Source organism: Alistipes shahii WAL 8301 (assembly GCF_025145845.1).
GTDB classification, from domain to species: Bacteria; Bacteroidota; Bacteroidia; order Bacteroidales; family Rikenellaceae; genus Alistipes; species Alistipes shahii.
On sequence record NZ_CP102253.1, the window covers coordinates 1,550,748 to 1,565,717 of the forward strand.

A 14,970-nucleotide genomic window follows, 5' to 3' on the forward strand; every position below is an offset into this window, starting at 1 on the left:
TCAGTAGAGGTAAAACACGATCCCGGCGAAGTGCGCCGCAACCGCGAGGTCGATCAGCAGATGCCACACCATGTGGTGGTAGCGGAAGCCCTTGCGGGCGTAGAACCACGCGCCGAGCGTATAGAGCACGCCGCCCAGCGCGATCAGCGCCACGAGGGGCGTCGAAGCGTGGCTGATGAACAGCGGCAGGAAGAAGACGATCGTCCAGCCCATGACCAGGTAGATGGTCAGACTGATGGCCGGTATCGACTTTCGGGAGAGCGACTTGTAGAACACCCCGAAAATCACCATCGCCCATTGCAGGACGGTGATGAACACCCCCTGCCAGCCGCCGATGACCGACAGCGCGATGGGCGTATAGCTGCCCGCGATGGCGACGTAGATGAAAATATGGTCGAGGATGTGGAAAACCTCCTTGTGCTTCGACTGCGGGTTCATCGAGTGATAGAGCGTCGAGGCGAGGAACATCAGGAAGATCGAAATGACGAAAACCGACACCGAGACCGAGGCCAGAACCCCGCCGGGGTCATGCGCATAGGCCCACACGGCGGCGAAAGGAAGGGCCAGCAGCGATAACAGCGACATCACGCCGTGGGACACGGCATTGCCGATTTCCTCGCCTACGGTCGGCACGTAAACTGCCTTTTTCTTGTCCATAACACAACTGTTCAATTGTACATGCCAAATTTATGAAAAAATTTCATATCTTTGCGAGCATAGGTCATCTGGTTAGGTAAAAATGGACTTTTCACGGTACGAAAAACTCCGCACGCTCGTGCGCGCGAATTTCTCGGAGCAGACCCGGGCACTCGTCGACGAGGCGCTGGAGTATGCCGACGGGAAACTCGCCGGACTGGTGCGCTACGACGGCTCGCCCCTGCTGGAGCATGCCGCCGCGGTGGCTTCGATCGTGATCTCGGAGGTGGGCCTGGGCCGCAACTCCACCATCTCGGCGATCCTGCACGACGTGGTGCGCCTCGCCCACAAGCAGCTGCCCGCCGAAGAATTCCTCGCCCTGAGCGCCGACATCCGCAAACGCTTCGGCGATCAGGTCGTGGGCATCACCCTCGGGCTGGCCAACATCTCGGAGCTGAAGCTCAAGGTGGCCAAGGAGCAGGCCGACAATTTCCGGGACCTGATCGTGAGCTACTCCGAAGACCCGCGCGTCATCCTGATCAAACTGGCCGACCGGCTCGAAGTGATGCGTTCGCTCGAAATGTTCCCCCGCGAAAAGTGGCGCAAGAAGAGCTGGGAGTCGATGAACCTCTATGCCCAGATCGCCCACAAGCTGGGTCTCTACTCGATCAAGAGCGAGCTGGAGGACATCGCCCTGAAATACCTCGAACCGAAGGATTACGAGCACGTCGTCACAAAACTCGAAGAGAGCGCCGAGGAGCGCAAGGCCTTCATCGGGCGGTTCCTCGTGCCGATCGAACAGCGGCTGAACCGCCTCGGCATCAAATACCACATCAAGAGCCGCACCAAATCGATCTTCTCGATCTGGAACAAGATGCACAAACAGCACGTCCCGTTCGAGGGCGTCTACGACATCTTCGCCATCCGCATCATCATCGACTGCCCGCAGGAGGCCGAGAAACAGCTCTGCTGGACGGCCTATTCGGTGGTGACGGACTTCTACACGCCCAACCCCAAGCGCATGCGCGACTGGATCTCGATCCCCAAGTCGAACGGCTACGAGTCGCTGCACACCACCGTGTCGGCCGAAGGCCGCTGGATCGAGGTGCAGATCCGCACCGAGCGCATGGACGCCGTGGCCGAGCGAGGCATCGCCGCGCACTGGCGTTACAAGGGCGTCAACCAGGGGGCGCAGACCAGCGAAATGTGGCTGGGACATCTGCGCGAACTGATAGAGGACACGACCCACTCGCTGGCGCAGCGTTTCGACGCCAAGCCCGCGTCGGGCGAAATCTTCGTCTTCACGCCCAACGGCGACCTGCGCAAACTCCCCGAGGGGGCCACGCTCCTCGACTTCGCCTTCGACATCCACACCTCGCTCGGATCGACGTGCGTGGGCGGACGGGTCAACGGCCGCGCCGTGCCGATCCGCGAACAGCTGCGCAACGGCGACATCGTGGAGATCACCACCCAGAAAAACCAGACGCCCAAGTCGGACTGGCTGTCGCTGGTGGTGACCTCGAAGGCCCGCAACAAGATCAAGTCCTACCTGCGCGAGGAGCAGGCCAAGCACACGCGCATGGGGCGCGAGGAGCTGGAACGCAAACTCAAGAACTGGAAATTCGCCATCACGATCGACGAGGCGGTGGCTTACCTGGCCAAATACTTCAAACTGCGCCTCGGCACGGAGGTCTACGCGCTGATCGCCACCCAGAAGCTCGACTTCGGGTCGATCAAGGAGATCCTCTCACGCCACCTTTCGGGCGAAGCCGAAGAGGAGCGCCGCGCCGCGGCCGCCGAAATCGAACGCCAGAAGGCCGCGCTGCACGGCACGCAGGAGAAGGCCGCTCCGCAGGACGCGCTGGTGATCGACGACGACATCTCGAAAATCCAGTACAAGCTGGCCAAATGCTGCAACCCGATCAAGGGCGACGACGTGTTCGGATTCGTGACGATCAGCGCGGGAATCACCATCCACCGCTGCGACTGCCCCAACGCCAAGCGCATGCGCGAGAATTACCCCTACCGCGTGATCGACGCCCGCTGGCGGCAGTCGGCCGAAGGGGCGTTCCGCGTCACGATCCGCATCGTGGCGGCCGACACCACGGGCATGGCCAACCACATCACCGAGGTCATCGTCCGCGATCTCAAACTGGGCATCCGCTCGATGAACTTCGCACCCGCCGGGAACGGCTGCGTGGCGGGAGAAGTGGCCGTCGAAGTGCCCGGTACGGCCGTCGTGGACACGCTCATACACCAGATCATGCGCATCAAGGGCGTGCAGCGCGCCTACCGCGTCAACTAATTCCGCAAACAACTTTTTACCCACACAAACGATAAATGAATAACAACACAATCAGCGTCGTTTTCGCCGACTCGTCGCACGCACATTACGCACCGCGTATTTGCGATCTGATCTACGAGTCGGCCCTGCAGCGGGGTACGGGCATCGCCAAGCGGTCGCCCGAATACATCGCCGCAAAAATGACCGGTGGCAAGGCCGTCGTGGCGCTGGACGGTGAAAAACTGGTCGGGTTCAGCTATATCGAGTGCTGGGGTCACGGCGACTTCGTCGCCACCTCGGGACTTATCGTCGATCCGGAGTACCGCCATATGGGACTCGCGGAACAGATCAAACGACGAACCTTCGAGCTGGCCCGACGACGATTCCCGTATGCCAAGTTATTCAGTATCACCACGTCGCTGCCGGTTATGAAGCTCAACTCGCGAATGGGCTACGTCCCCGTGACCTTCTCGGAACTGACCGAAGACGAGGAGTTCTGGCGCGGCTGCGAAGGCTGCTGCAACTACGACATCCTGCAACGCAACAACCGCCGCATGTGCCTCTGCACGGGCATGCTCTACGACCCGGCCAAGGAACCGCCCGCGAAACAGTCGCGGCTGGCCCCCTACCGGATGTTTTTCCGGAACAAAGTAAAAAAACTGTTTCACCTGAAATAACGGAAATATCATTCGAGACAACCCGGTCGCGTCGCGACAAGTCCCCTCCGAGGAGGGGATTCAGGGGAAGGTTAGAATTGCAAACGACGCCGAAGGCGGCGACAACGACCGGAGGATTTGCACTCCGGCAGCATGAATAAAAAAACAAAAAAACAGAATATCATGGAAACCAAGAAGAAAGTGGTTCTGGCGTTCAGCGGCGGTCTGGACACCTCGTTTTGTGTAAAATACCTCTCCGAGGAGAAGGGTTACGACGTTTACACGGCAATCGCCAACACGGGCGGGTTCTCGAAACCCGAACTCGAAAAGATCGAGAAGCGCGCCATGGAGCTGGGCGCCACGGCACACGCGACGCTCGACATCGAGCAGGAGTACTACGAGAAAAGCATCCGCTACATGGTCTTCGGCAACATCCTGCGCAACGGGACCTACCCCATTTCGGTAAGTTCGGAGCGCATTTTCCAGGCCATCGCCATCATCGAATACGCCAAACAGATCGGCGCCGACGCCGTGGCCCACGGTTCGACCGGCGCGGGCAACGACCAGGTGCGCTTCGACCTGACGTTCCAGATCCTCGCCCCCGAGATCGAGATCATCACCCCGACGCGCGACATGACCCTGACGCGCGAATACGAGATCGACTACCTCCGCAAGCACGGCATCACGGCCGACTACAAGAAGATGGAGTACTCGATCAACAAGGGGCTGTGGGGAACCTCGATCGGCGGCAAGGAGACCCTCCACTCGGAGCAGACACTCCCCGAGGAGGCCTATCCGAGCCAGATCACGGCCGAGGGCGAGGAGCGGCTCAAACTCACCTTCGAGCAGGGCGAGCTGGCGGCGGTCAACGGCACGCCCTACACGGACAAGGTCGAGGCCATCCGCGCCGTGGAGGCCATCGGGGCGAAATATGGCATCGGCCGCGACATGCACATCGGCGACACGATCATCGGCATCAAGGGCCGCGTGGGCTTCGAGGCCGCCGCGCCGATGCTGATCATCGCCGCGCACAAGATGCTCGAAAAACACACGCTGACCAAATGGCAGACCTACTGGAAAGACCAGGTGGCGACGTGGTACGGCATGTTCCTCCACGAAGCGCAGTACCTCGAACCGGTGATGCGCGACATCGAGGCGATGCTCCTCTCCTCGCAGCGCAACGTGACGGGAACCGTGGAGCTGATCCTGCGGCCGCGCAACTATACGCTCGTGGGCGTCGACTCGACGTTCGACCTGATGAAGACCGACTTCGGCGAGTACGGCGAGGTCAACAAGGCGTGGACGGCCGACGACGTGAAGGGATTCACGAAGATCCTCGGCAACCAGATCAAGATTTTCTACAACGTCCAGAAACGCAACAAGAAATGATCCGGGTCGGCATCATCGGAGGCGCCGGGTACACCGCCGGCGAACTGATCCGCCTGCTGGTGAACCATCCGCAGGCGGAGATCGCCTTCGTCCACAGCACTTCGAACGCGGGCAACCGCCTCGCGCAGGTGCACGGAGGACTGGAGGGCGACACCGGCATGCGGTTCTGCGACGCGTACAACCTCGGGGCCATCGACGTGCTGTTCCTCTGCTCGGCCCACGGGCAGAGCCGGGTCTGGATGGAAGAGAACACGATCCCCGCAGGCGTGAAGATCATCGACCTGGCGCAGGATTTCCGCGACGAGTCGTGCGGATTCGTCTACGGGCTTCCGGAGCTGAACCGCGAACGCATCCGCCGGGCGGAGCGCGTGGCCAACCCGGGCTGTTTCGCCACGGCGATCCAGCTGGCGCTGCTGCCGCTGGCCGCCGCAGGGCTGTTGCAGGACGAGGTGCACGTGACGGCGGTGACGGGTTCGACGGGCGCAGGCGTAAAACCCTCGGCCACGACCCATTTCAGCTGGCGGTCGGACAACATTTCGGTTTACAAGGCCTTCACGCACCAGCATCTCCTGGAGATCGGGCGCAACCTGCGGCTGCTGGAGCCGTCGTTCGACCGCGAAGTGAACTTCGTGCCGATGCGCGGCGACTTCACGCGGGGCATCCTGGCGAGCGTCTACACGGCGTGTCCGCTCGACGGCGAAGCGGCATCGAAGCTCTACGCCGACTTCTACGCCCCCTCGGCATTCACCCGCGTCACGGAACGCGACGTGGACCTCAAGCAGGTGGTCAACACCAACAAGGCGTTGCTCCACACAGCCAAATACGGCGGGAAACTGCACGTCGTCTCGGTCATCGACAACCTGCTGAAAGGGGCGTCGGGACAGGCCGTGCAGAACATGAACCTGATGTTCGGGCTGGACGAAAAGGAGGGTTTGCGGCTGAAAGCCTCGGCATTTTAATCCGGACCGGTGTTATTCACGGCGTACCGCCGTGGTTTGCACTACCTTTTGGTGGCAACCGACGCACGCAGCACGAGCAGAGACCGCTTGCGGGCTATGCCGTGCCAGAAGGAGGAAAACGAGCGCAGCGAAGTTAAAAGCACCAAAACCGCTTCCAGAGGCGATGGCCGGATGCGCGGTTCCGATTCGGTTGTTGCGCCTCTTCTCACGCCGCCTCTGGCGGCGAATGAATCCGGCCCGATGCCGAGCCGTCAAACGAAGTCCCGGCTAAAAGCGCAGGCGTAAGACGCCTGTTTTATGAATGTTCGCGCAGCCCCCTAAAACCCGCCTTTTAGGCGGGCGCCCGGAGCCAGCGTTAGCCGGGACGGCATAGGCAGAGGCATCCGCCGGAGAGCTTTTGGTACTTTTTGCGGCCAAAAAGTACAAAGTACCCCGCGGGCGAAGACCGCGGTTAACAGCCGACCAAAAAGCGGCAAACAACACCAGTCGCAGACTGCGATCTGTACTTTTTGCGTCCAAAAAGTACAAAGAATTTCGCGGTCAAAGACTGCGATTAAGACAATAAATGTAAATTTGTACATATGGAACTTTTCAACGTATATTCGTTATATCCGATCGAACCGGTGAGGGGCAAGGGCTGCTACGTCTACGACGCGGCGGGAACCGAGTACCTCGACCTTTACGGCGGCCATGCCGTGATCTCGATCGGGCATGCGCAGCCCGACTACGTGCGGGCCGTGCAGGAGCAGGTCGCACGTCTCGGATTCTACTCCAACTCGGTCGAGAATTCGCTTCAGGTGAAGTTGGCGGAGAGACTGGGCCGCATCTCGGGTTACGACGACTACCGCCTTTTCCTCTGCAACTCGGGGGCCGAGGCCAACGAGAACGCCCTGAAACTGGCGTCGTTCCACACGGGCCGGTCGAAGGCGCTCGCCATCTCGAAGGCCTTCCACGGCCGCACGTCGGGAGCCGTCGCCGTGACGGACAATCCGGCGATCTCGTCGCCCTTCAACCGCACGCCGAACGTGGAGTTCACCCCCCTGAACGACATCGGGGCGATGCGCGCGAAGCTCGCCACGCGGGAGTTCGCGGCGGTGATCGTCGAGGGCATTCAGGGCGTTGCGGGCATCCACTGCCCGACGGACGAGTTCCTGCGCGCCGTGCGCGCCGCGGCGACCGAGACCGGGACGCAGCTGGTGCTCGACGAAATCCAGTCGGGATACGGCCGCACGGGCCGCTTCTTCGCCCACCAGGCCGCCGGCATCCGCCCCGACCTGATCACCACGGCCAAAGGCATGGCCAACGGATTCCCGATCGGCGGCGTGCTCATAGCGCCCCACTTCGAGGCGCGTCCGGGGCTGTTGGGAACCACCTTCGGCGGCAGTCACCTGGCCTGTGCGGCGGCCATCGCCGTGCTGGAGGTGATCGAGCGCGACGCTCTGGTGGAAAACGCCGCCGAGATCGGCGACTACCTTCTGGCCGAACTGCACAAGATCGGCGGACTGAAAGAGGTGCGCGGACGCGGCCTGATGATCGGCATAGAGATCGACGGATCGGGTCCGGAGCTGCGCAAGAAACTGCTTTTCGACAAGCACATCTTCACGGGCGGGGCGGGAGCTTCGACCGTCAGGCTGCTGCCGGCGCTGTGCTTGACAAAAGAGATGGCGGACCGCTTCCTCACGGCGTTCGACAAGGTGAAAGGTGAAAAGTGAAAGGTGAAAAAGGCCGACTTTTGCTCCGGACCCCATAAAACAGGCGTTTTACGCCGGCAGGCCGCAGCTCCGCCCTGCGAAGGCCTGCTATTGCGCGTTGCTTCATAGCATTCCCCCGCGAGCTGCCGCCTGCCTAAAAGGCGGGGTTTAGAGGACGATCCAGAGACAGCCTTCCGAGATGGAAGCCAGATAATTTAACAAAAAACAAAAAAACGAATCCATGGATAAATTCACCTGCGTAGAAGACATCGGCGACCTTCGTCAGGCTGTCGCCGAAGCATTGGAGATCAAGCGCGACCGCTTCCAGTTCACGGGACTGGGGCGCAACAAGACCCTTTTGATGCTCTTCTTCAATTCAAGCCTCCGCACGCGGCTTTCAACCCAGAAGGCCGCCATGAACCTCGGCATGAACGTCATGGTCCTCGACGTCAACCAGGGGGCGTGGAAACTCGAAACCCAGCGGGGTGTGGTGATGGACGGCGACAAGGCCGAACACCTGCTCGAAGCCATTCCGGTCATGGGATCGTACTGCGACGTGATCGGCGTAAGATCGTTCGCACGGTTTCAGGACAAAGCCGAGGATTACGAGGAACGCGTGCTGGAGCAGTTCATCCGCCACTCGGGCCGTCCGGTCTTCTCGATGGAGGCCGCGACGCGCCACCCGTTGCAGAGTTTCGCCGACCTGATCACCATCGAGGAGCACAAGGCCGTGGAGCGTCCGAAGGTCGTGATGACCTGGGCGCCGCACCCCAACGCCCTGCCGCAGGCCGTGCCCAACTCGTTCGCCGAGTGGATGAACGCCGCGGACTACGATTTCGTCATCACCCACCCCGAAGGGTACGAACTGGACCCGAAGTTCGTGGGCGCGGCGCGCGTCGAATACGACCAGCGCAAGGCCCTCGAAGGCGCCGACTTCGTCTACGCCAAGAACTGGGCCGCCTATACGGACCCCAATTACGGCAAGGTGCTGTCGCGCGACCGCGCATGGACGGTCGATGCGGAGAAGATGGCGCTCACGAACAACGCCCGCTTCATGCACTGCCTGCCCGTAAGGCGCAACATGATCGTCACGGACGAGGTGATCGAATCGCCCCGTTCGCTGGTGATCCCCGAGGCCGCGAACCGCGAGATCGCGGCCCAGGTGGTACTCAAACGACTGCTGGAGGGTCTGAACTGATGGAACGGATCACAGTCGTAAAAATAGGCGGCAACGTCATCGACAACCCCGCGGCGATGAAGCGCTTCCTGAAGGAGTTCGCCGCGCTGGAAGGCCCCAAAATACTCGTGCACGGAGGCGGAAAACTGGCCACGCGGCTGGCCGAGCGGCTGGAGCTGAAGGTGCAGATGGTCGACGGACGCCGCATCACCGACAAGGGAACGCTTGACGTGGTGACGATGGTTTACGCCGGGCTTATCAACAAGCAGGCGGTGGCCGGATTGCAGGCCGCAGGATGCAACGCCCTCGGGCTGTCGGGCGCCGACGGAAACGCCGTCACGGCCCGGCGCCGCAGCCCCCAGCCGGTCGACTACGGGTTCGTGGGCGACATCGAACGGGTGGACTCCGCGCTGCTGCGCAGGCTGCTCGAAGACGGCATGGCACCCGTCTTCTCGGCCATCATGCACGACGGAAAAGGGACCCTGCTGAACTGCAACGCCGACAGCGTGGCTTCGGCCGTAGCGCTGGGCGCGGCGGAAATCGCCCCGACAGACCTGGTTTTCTGCTTCGAGAAAGCCGGGGTTCTGCGCAACCCGGACGACGACACGTCGCTGATCCGTGAGATCACGGCCGCAACCTATCCGCCGCTCAAGGCCGACGGCGTCGTGAGCAAAGGGATGATCCCCAAGATCGAAAACGCCCTGAAAGCCGTCGAAAAAGGGGTGCGGAGCGTGACGATCCGAAGCTCCGAAAACCTGTCGAACGGAATCGGAACGGTGATCCGGAATTCATAATTCACAATTAGAATAGTTCGATGTCGTAATTGCCTGATCCATGCCCCGGATGCTGTCAGCCGCCGTACTCGCCGCCTTCGGCGTCGTATTCAAATCCGACCCCACCCCGGCCCTCCTTCAGGGAGGGGGATGGCGTCGTTCCGAACCGCAGTCGATTGCAACACGAATGTAGCTAATTCTATTAAAATTCAAAATTTGGACGCACACATCACAGAGGTCGTAGAACTCTTAAAACAGCTCATCGCGACGCCCTCCCGCTCACGCGACGAGGCGCGCACGGCAGACCTGCTCCACGCATTCCTCGCCCAACGCGGAGCGGCGCCCGAACGGCTTGCGAACAATGTCTGGGCACGGGCCGAGGGGTTCGACCCCGCACGACCGACGCTGCTCCTGAATTCGCACCACGACACGGTGCGCCCGGCGGCATCGTACACGCGGGACCCCTATGCGCCCACCGTCGAGGACGGAAAACTTTACGGACTGGGAAGCAACGACGCGGGGGCTTCGGTGGTATGTCTGTTGGAGACTTTTCTCACGTTCCGCACGCGTCCGCTGCCCTTCAACCTCGTGCTGGGAATCTCGGCCGAGGAGGAGTGCATGGGCGAAAACGGCATCCGCGCCCTGCTGCCCGTTCTGGGGAAAGTGGACATGGCGCTGGTGGGCGAACCGACGGGGATGCAGGCCGCAACAGGCGAACGGGGACTGGTCGTTCTGGATTGCACGGCGCACGGCCGGAGCGGCCATGCGGCGCGCGGCGAAGGGGTCAACGCCCTCTACATCGCGCTGGACGACATCGCGCGGCTGCGCTCTTTCCGCTTCGGACGGGAATCGGAACTGTTAGGACCCATCGGCATTGCGGTGACGCAGATCGAGGCGGGCACGCAGCACAACGTCGTGCCCGACACGTGCCGCTTCGTCGTGGATGTCCGCACCACGGACGCCTACTCGAACGAGGAGACGGTCGGGATCCTGCGGGCGGCCCTCCGCTCCGAGGCCGTGCCGCGGTCGACGCGCATCCGCGCCGCGGCGGTCGGCGGGGAACATCCGCTGGTGAAGGCCGCAGTCGCCGCGGGACGCGAAACCTATGTTTCGCCGACCACTTCGGACCGCACGCTGATGCCCTTCCCGGCACTCAAGATGGGTCCCGGACAATCGTCGCGGTCGCACACGGCCGACGAATTCGTCCTCCTCGAGGAGATCGCGGAGGGAATCGCCGTTTATGAAAAGTACATCGGAAAATTAGCACAGGAATATGGCTGGAAAACTTTGGGATAAAGGCTACGAGCCGGACAAAATGATCGAGGAATACACCGTGGGCGACGACCGCGAACTGGACATGCGCCTGGCGCGCTACGACGTCGAAGGGTCGCTGGCGCATATCGCCATGCTCGAGACCATCGGGCTGCTGACGGCGGAAGAACTCGAAAAACTCACCGCAGGGCTGAAAGAGATCGCCGCGGAGATCGAAGCCGGGCGTTTCGAGATCGAACCCGGCACGGAGGACGTTCATTCGCAGGTCGAGCTGATGCTCACCCGCCGGCTGGGCGACGCGGGCAAGAAAATACACTCGGGGCGTTCGCGCAACGATCAGGTCCTCGTGGACCTCAAACTGTTCCTGCGCGACGAACTGCGGCAGGTGGCCGACGCCGTGAAGAGGGTCTTCGACCGGTTGCAGGAGCAGAGCGAAAAGTATAAGGAGGTGCTGATGCCGGGTTACACCCACCTCCAGATCGCCATGCCCTCGTCGTTCGGACTGTGGTTCGGGGCCTATGCCGAGACGCTCGCGGACGACATGCGTCTGGTGGCCGCGGCGTGGCACATCGCCAACCAGAATCCGCTGGGATCGGCCGCCGGATACGGCTCGTCGTTCCCGCTCGACCGCACGATGACCACCCGTCTGATGGGCTTCGAGGAGCTGCACTACAACGTCGTGGCGGCGCAGATGAGCCGCGGCAAGAGCGAACGCGCCGCAGCAGCCGCCATCGCCGCCGTGGCCGCGACGATCGGCCGGCTGGCGATGGACGTATGTCTGTTTATGAGCCAGAATTTCGGGTTCGTGTCGCTGCCCGACGAGCTGACCACCGGGTCGAGCATCATGCCCCACAAGAAGAATCCCGACGTCTTCGAGATCATGCGCGGACGCTGCAACCGCCTGCAATCGGTTCCCAACGAGATCGCGCTGCTGACGACCAACCTCCCCGTGGGTTACCACCGCGACCTGCAACTGTTGAAGGACATCCTCTTCCCGGCGACGACGGAGATCAAACGCACGCTCGCGATGTGCGACTTCATGCTTGCGCACATCCGCGTCAACGAGCACATCCTCGACGACAAAAAATACGACTATCTGTTCACGGTGGAGGACGTCAACCGGATGGTGCTGGCGGGCACGCCCTTCCGCGAAGCCTACAAGCAGGTGGGCATGGCCGTCCAAAGGGGCGAATACACGCCAACACGCGAGGTGCGCCACACCCACGAAGGCAGCATCGGCAACCTCTGCACGGCCCAGATCCGCCGCAAGATGGAGCGCGTGATGCAGGAGTTCGAGTAGGCGCGGCGCGGGCGGACAACAGGCGTGGCGGCGAAAAGCAGGCGCGGACAGGCAACAGACGCGGCGGCGAGATGCAGGCGCGGTGCGGGCAACAGGCGCGGATGTTTGGCCGTTCGGAATAATTGACTAACTTTGTCTGTAACCAACCCAAACCGACAAAGCAATGAATCTGAAACGCATGCTGTTGCTGCTGGCGTTGTCCGCAGCTATTTCGGCCGTCGCCGGACCGCAGAAAGTCAAGACCTCCGTTGAAAAAGTGACCCTGTTCATCGACGGGGCGCAGGTGACGCGCACCCGGCAGGTGGACCTCCCGGCCGGAAATTCGACGGTCGTATTCACCGGCCTGTCGCCCTATCTGGATGACAAGAGCATGCAGGTCAGCGCCAAAGGCCCATTCACGGTGACGGCCGTCAACCGGCTTTTCAACCACACCGACAGTCTCGAACGCTCGACCCGCCGGCAGACGCTGGAACAGGAGATCGACAAAACGCAGCAGCAGCTGGACCGGCTGAAGGCCTCGCGCGAGGTCGTGGATGCGGAGAGCGAACTGCTGAAAACGAACTGCTCGGTCGCCAACCGGAACGTCGCCACCCCGCTGGCCGCCATCAGGGAGCTGAACGAGTACTATGCCGCACGGCTGGAAGCGCTGAAAAGCAAGGCGCTCTCCCTCGACGCGGAAGAGGAGAAAATCAACGAGCGCAGACGGCAGATTCTGGCCGAACTGGTGAATCTGGGCGGCAGACAGTCGGACCCGATGAGCGAAGTGGAGGTGCGGATCGAAGCCCCCGCGACCTGCAAGGCGTCGTTCACGCTGACCTACTACGTCCGCAACGCCGGCTGGTTCCCCTCGTACGACATCCGTTCGGGCGGGTTGTCGGAGCCGGTGGAGATCTCCTACAAGGCCAATATTTTCCAGAACACCGGAGAGGAGTGGAAGAACGTCGCCTTGACGCTCTCCTCGTCGAACCCCAATACCGGGAGCATCGCCCCGAAATTGCAGACCTGGCGGCTCGACTACGGTCTCGTCCCGCCCCGCTACAACCTCAACATGACGAACAACACCGTGTCGGGAACAGTCCTCGACCATCAGCGCAAACCCCTGCCCGGAGCGACCGTCCTGATTCCCGGCACGACCATCGGCGCCGTCACCGACACCCGGGGCAGCTACTCGATCACCGTTCCCAACGGTGCTTCCAGCCTGCAATTCAGCTACGTCGGCTACATACCCCGAACGGAGCGAATCACGGGCAACACGATGAACGTCGTGATGCAGGAGGACGCGACGAAGGTGGACGACGTGGTCGTCATGGGATACGGCGTCTCGAATCAACTGGCAGGCGCCGCACCGGGTGTCCGGATTCGCGGCACAGCGGCTTCGGACAGAAAGGTGGCGGAAGTCGATTTTGCAGACTTCGACGCCGAGAGCGCCGTGATGGAGGTGGAGCAGACGCAGAGCCAGCTGGGCTACGAGTTCGAAATCAGACAGCCCTACACCATCCCTTCAGACGGCAAGAGCGTCGCAGCCGAAATCGGGAGGTTCGACCTGCCGGCCGCCTATATCTACCAGAGCACGCCGAAGATCGACAAGGACGCCTTCCTCGTGGCGGAGGCCACCGGCTGGGAGAGACTCAACCTGTTGCAGGGCGAGGCGAACGTCTATTTCGAAAACACGTTCGTCGGCAAGAGCATCCTCGATCCCGGTCAGACGAGCGACACACTCCGCTTCTCGATGGGCCGCGACCGAAGCATCCGCATCGAACGCACCAAAGAGAACGACTATTCGTCGCGCCGCGCCATCGGTTCGAACCAGACACAGACCGTGGCGTGGAAGTTCTCCGTGCGCAACACACGCCCGGAACCCGTCGTGCTGACGCTCGCCGACCAGCTGCCCGTATCGCGCAACAGCGCCATCGCCGTATCGGCCGAGGAGTTGAGCGGAGGCCAACTGGACAAGGAGAGCGGCATCGTCACCTGGAGGCTGGAGCTGAAACCCGGCGAGCAGCGCGAACTGTGCCTGCGCTACGCCGTGAAATATCCCAAAGGCCGCAGCCTGACAATCGAGTGACCCGAAGAGGGGAGGGAAACGAAAAAGGGAGGACTGCATCGTCCTCCCTTTTTTCGAAGCCGTAACTTCCGCCTATTTGATGCGCTCGTAGTACTCACGGGTGCGGGTGTCGACACGGATCTTGTCGCCCGTGTTGATGAACAGCGGCACACGGATCGTGGCGCCGTCCTTCGCCGTCGCGGAGTTCACCGTCGCGGGTTTCAGCGAGTTGGTCGACGCCGTGTCGCCCTTGATGCCCGGCTCGGTGTAGATCACCTCCATATCGACGATCGGAGGAAGTTCGGCCGAAAGAACGGCCTCCTTCTCGGTGTGGAACATCACCTCGACGATCTGACCGTCGGTGATCAGGTCGTAGTTGTTGATCAGGTTCCGGTCGATGTTGATCTCCTCGAAAGTCTCGGTGTGCATGAAATGCGCTCCCAGATCATCCTCGTAGGTGAACTGATAAGGACGGCGCTCGACGCGCACCTGCTCGATCTTCTGGCTTACCGACGAGAAGGTGTTTTCCAGCACGCGGCCGTTTTCCAGATTCTTGAGTTTCGAACGGACGAAGGCAGGGCCTTTGCCCGGTTTGCAGTGCTGGAAATCGACCACAAGGAACGTCTTGCCGTCCATTTCGATACACATGCCGATCTTGATGTCAGCTGCTGTAATTGTCATAGGAATATGGTTTATAATTGTTGTTTTTTCGCGCCGCGAAGTTACGAAAAAAATCCGGAAATTCCTATTCCCGGGGCCACGGCCCGCTGCAAACGCCCGCAGAACGGC

The 14,970-nt window shown here is 61.5% G+C and carries 12 protein-coding genes; 10 read left to right on the forward strand and 2 right to left on the reverse strand.

All coding sequences use genetic code 11. From position 1 onward, the window contains the following. Nucleotides 1–657, reverse strand: coding sequence for a PAQR family membrane homeostasis protein TrhA (gene trhA, locus NQ492_RS06790; protein ID WP_015547037.1), 657 nt, complete (start codon nt 655–657; stop codon nt 1–3). A gap of 82 nt (nt 658–739) precedes the next feature. Here trhA and NQ492_RS06795 point away from each other — a divergent pair, with 82 nt between their 5' ends. The 10 genes from NQ492_RS06795 (at nt 740) to NQ492_RS06840 (ending at nt 14,202) form a co-directional block, all read left to right on the forward strand. After that, the gene (locus NQ492_RS06795) at nt 740–2,941 is read left to right on the forward strand and encodes a RelA/SpoT family protein (RefSeq protein ID WP_015547036.1); all 2,202 of its coding nucleotides are present in this window, start codon (nt 740–742) and stop codon (nt 2,939–2,941) included. Between the two features lie 35 nt (nt 2,942–2,976). Further along, on the forward strand, nt 2,977–3,597 hold the full coding sequence (locus tag NQ492_RS06800) for a GNAT family N-acetyltransferase (protein ID WP_015547035.1): 621 nt from the start codon (nt 2,977–2,979) through the stop codon (nt 3,595–3,597). 162 nt (nt 3,598–3,759) lie between these two features. After that, on the forward strand, nt 3,760–4,965 hold the full coding sequence (gene argG / locus NQ492_RS06805) for an argininosuccinate synthase (RefSeq protein WP_015547034.1): 1,206 nt from the start codon (nt 3,760–3,762) through the stop codon (nt 4,963–4,965). Continuing rightward, on the forward strand, nt 4,962–5,924 hold the full coding sequence (argC, locus tag NQ492_RS06810) for an N-acetyl-gamma-glutamyl-phosphate reductase (protein WP_015547033.1): 963 nt from the start codon (nt 4,962–4,964) through the stop codon (nt 5,922–5,924). The genes argG and argC overlap by 4 nt, the downstream gene beginning before the upstream one ends. Before the next feature lie 581 nt (nt 5,925–6,505). Continuing rightward, nucleotides 6,506–7,636 carry an aspartate aminotransferase family protein gene (locus NQ492_RS06815; RefSeq protein WP_015547032.1) on the forward strand — a complete coding sequence of 377 codons (1,131 nt, stop codon included), beginning with the start codon at nt 6,506–6,508 and terminating at the stop codon, nt 7,634–7,636. Nucleotides 7,637–7,856: 220 nt separating this feature from the next. Further along, nucleotides 7,857–8,813 carry an N-acetylornithine carbamoyltransferase gene (locus NQ492_RS06820; RefSeq protein ID WP_015547031.1) on the forward strand — a complete coding sequence of 319 codons (957 nt, stop codon included), beginning with the start codon at nt 7,857–7,859 and terminating at the stop codon, nt 8,811–8,813. Continuing rightward, nucleotides 8,813–9,586, forward strand: a complete 774-nt coding sequence (gene argB, locus NQ492_RS06825) for an acetylglutamate kinase (protein WP_015547030.1) — start codon at nt 8,813–8,815, stop codon at nt 9,584–9,586. Before NQ492_RS06820 ends, argB begins: the two co-directional genes overlap by 1 nt. A gap of 195 nt (nt 9,587–9,781) precedes the next feature. Then, complete coding sequence (locus NQ492_RS06830) at nt 9,782–10,861, forward strand: M20 family metallo-hydrolase (protein WP_044054299.1); 1,080 nt, start codon at nt 9,782–9,784, stop codon at nt 10,859–10,861. After that, nucleotides 10,839–12,137, forward strand: a complete 1,299-nt coding sequence (gene argH, locus NQ492_RS06835) for an argininosuccinate lyase (RefSeq protein WP_022062671.1) — start codon at nt 10,839–10,841, stop codon at nt 12,135–12,137. Before NQ492_RS06830 ends, argH begins: the two co-directional genes overlap by 23 nt. A gap of 163 nt (nt 12,138–12,300) precedes the next feature. Then, nucleotides 12,301–14,202 (forward strand): DUF4139 domain-containing protein, encoded by a 1,902-nt coding sequence (locus NQ492_RS06840; protein ID WP_015547028.1) that lies wholly within the window; start codon nt 12,301–12,303, stop codon nt 14,200–14,202. A 72-nt stretch (nt 14,203–14,274) separates the two neighbouring features. On the opposite strand, the gene efp is transcribed toward NQ492_RS06840, so the two are convergent. After that, a complete protein-coding gene (gene efp, locus NQ492_RS06845; protein ID WP_019152099.1) occupies nt 14,275–14,862 on the reverse strand; it encodes an elongation factor P in 588 nt (195 codons plus the stop codon). Nucleotides 14,863–14,970 lie beyond the last annotated feature (108 nt).

Excerpts from the sequence above, each read along its gene's own strand:
- trhA (WP_015547037.1), bottom strand. The coding sequence starts at position 657 with ATGGACAAGAAAAAGGCAGTTTACGTGCCGACCGTAGGCGAGGAAATC.
- NQ492_RS06795 (WP_015547036.1), top strand. The coding sequence starts at position 740 with ATGGACTTTTCACGGTACGAAAAACTCCGCACGCTCGTGCGCGCGAAT.
- NQ492_RS06800 (WP_015547035.1), top strand. The coding sequence starts at position 2,977 with ATGAATAACAACACAATCAGCGTCGTTTTCGCCGACTCGTCGCACGCA.
- argG (WP_015547034.1), top strand. The coding sequence starts at position 3,760 with ATGGAAACCAAGAAGAAAGTGGTTCTGGCGTTCAGCGGCGGTCTGGAC.
- argC (WP_015547033.1), top strand. The coding sequence starts at position 4,962 with ATGATCCGGGTCGGCATCATCGGAGGCGCCGGGTACACCGCCGGCGAA.
- NQ492_RS06815 (WP_015547032.1), top strand. The coding sequence starts at position 6,506 with ATGGAACTTTTCAACGTATATTCGTTATATCCGATCGAACCGGTGAGG.
- NQ492_RS06820 (WP_015547031.1), top strand. The coding sequence starts at position 7,857 with ATGGATAAATTCACCTGCGTAGAAGACATCGGCGACCTTCGTCAGGCT.
- argB (WP_015547030.1), top strand. The coding sequence starts at position 8,813 with ATGGAACGGATCACAGTCGTAAAAATAGGCGGCAACGTCATCGACAAC.
- argH (WP_022062671.1), top strand. The coding sequence starts at position 10,839 with ATGGCTGGAAAACTTTGGGATAAAGGCTACGAGCCGGACAAAATGATC.
- NQ492_RS06840 (WP_015547028.1), top strand. The coding sequence starts at position 12,301 with ATGAATCTGAAACGCATGCTGTTGCTGCTGGCGTTGTCCGCAGCTATT.
- efp (WP_019152099.1), bottom strand. The coding sequence starts at position 14,862 with ATGACAATTACAGCAGCTGACATCAAGATCGGCATGTGTATCGAAATG.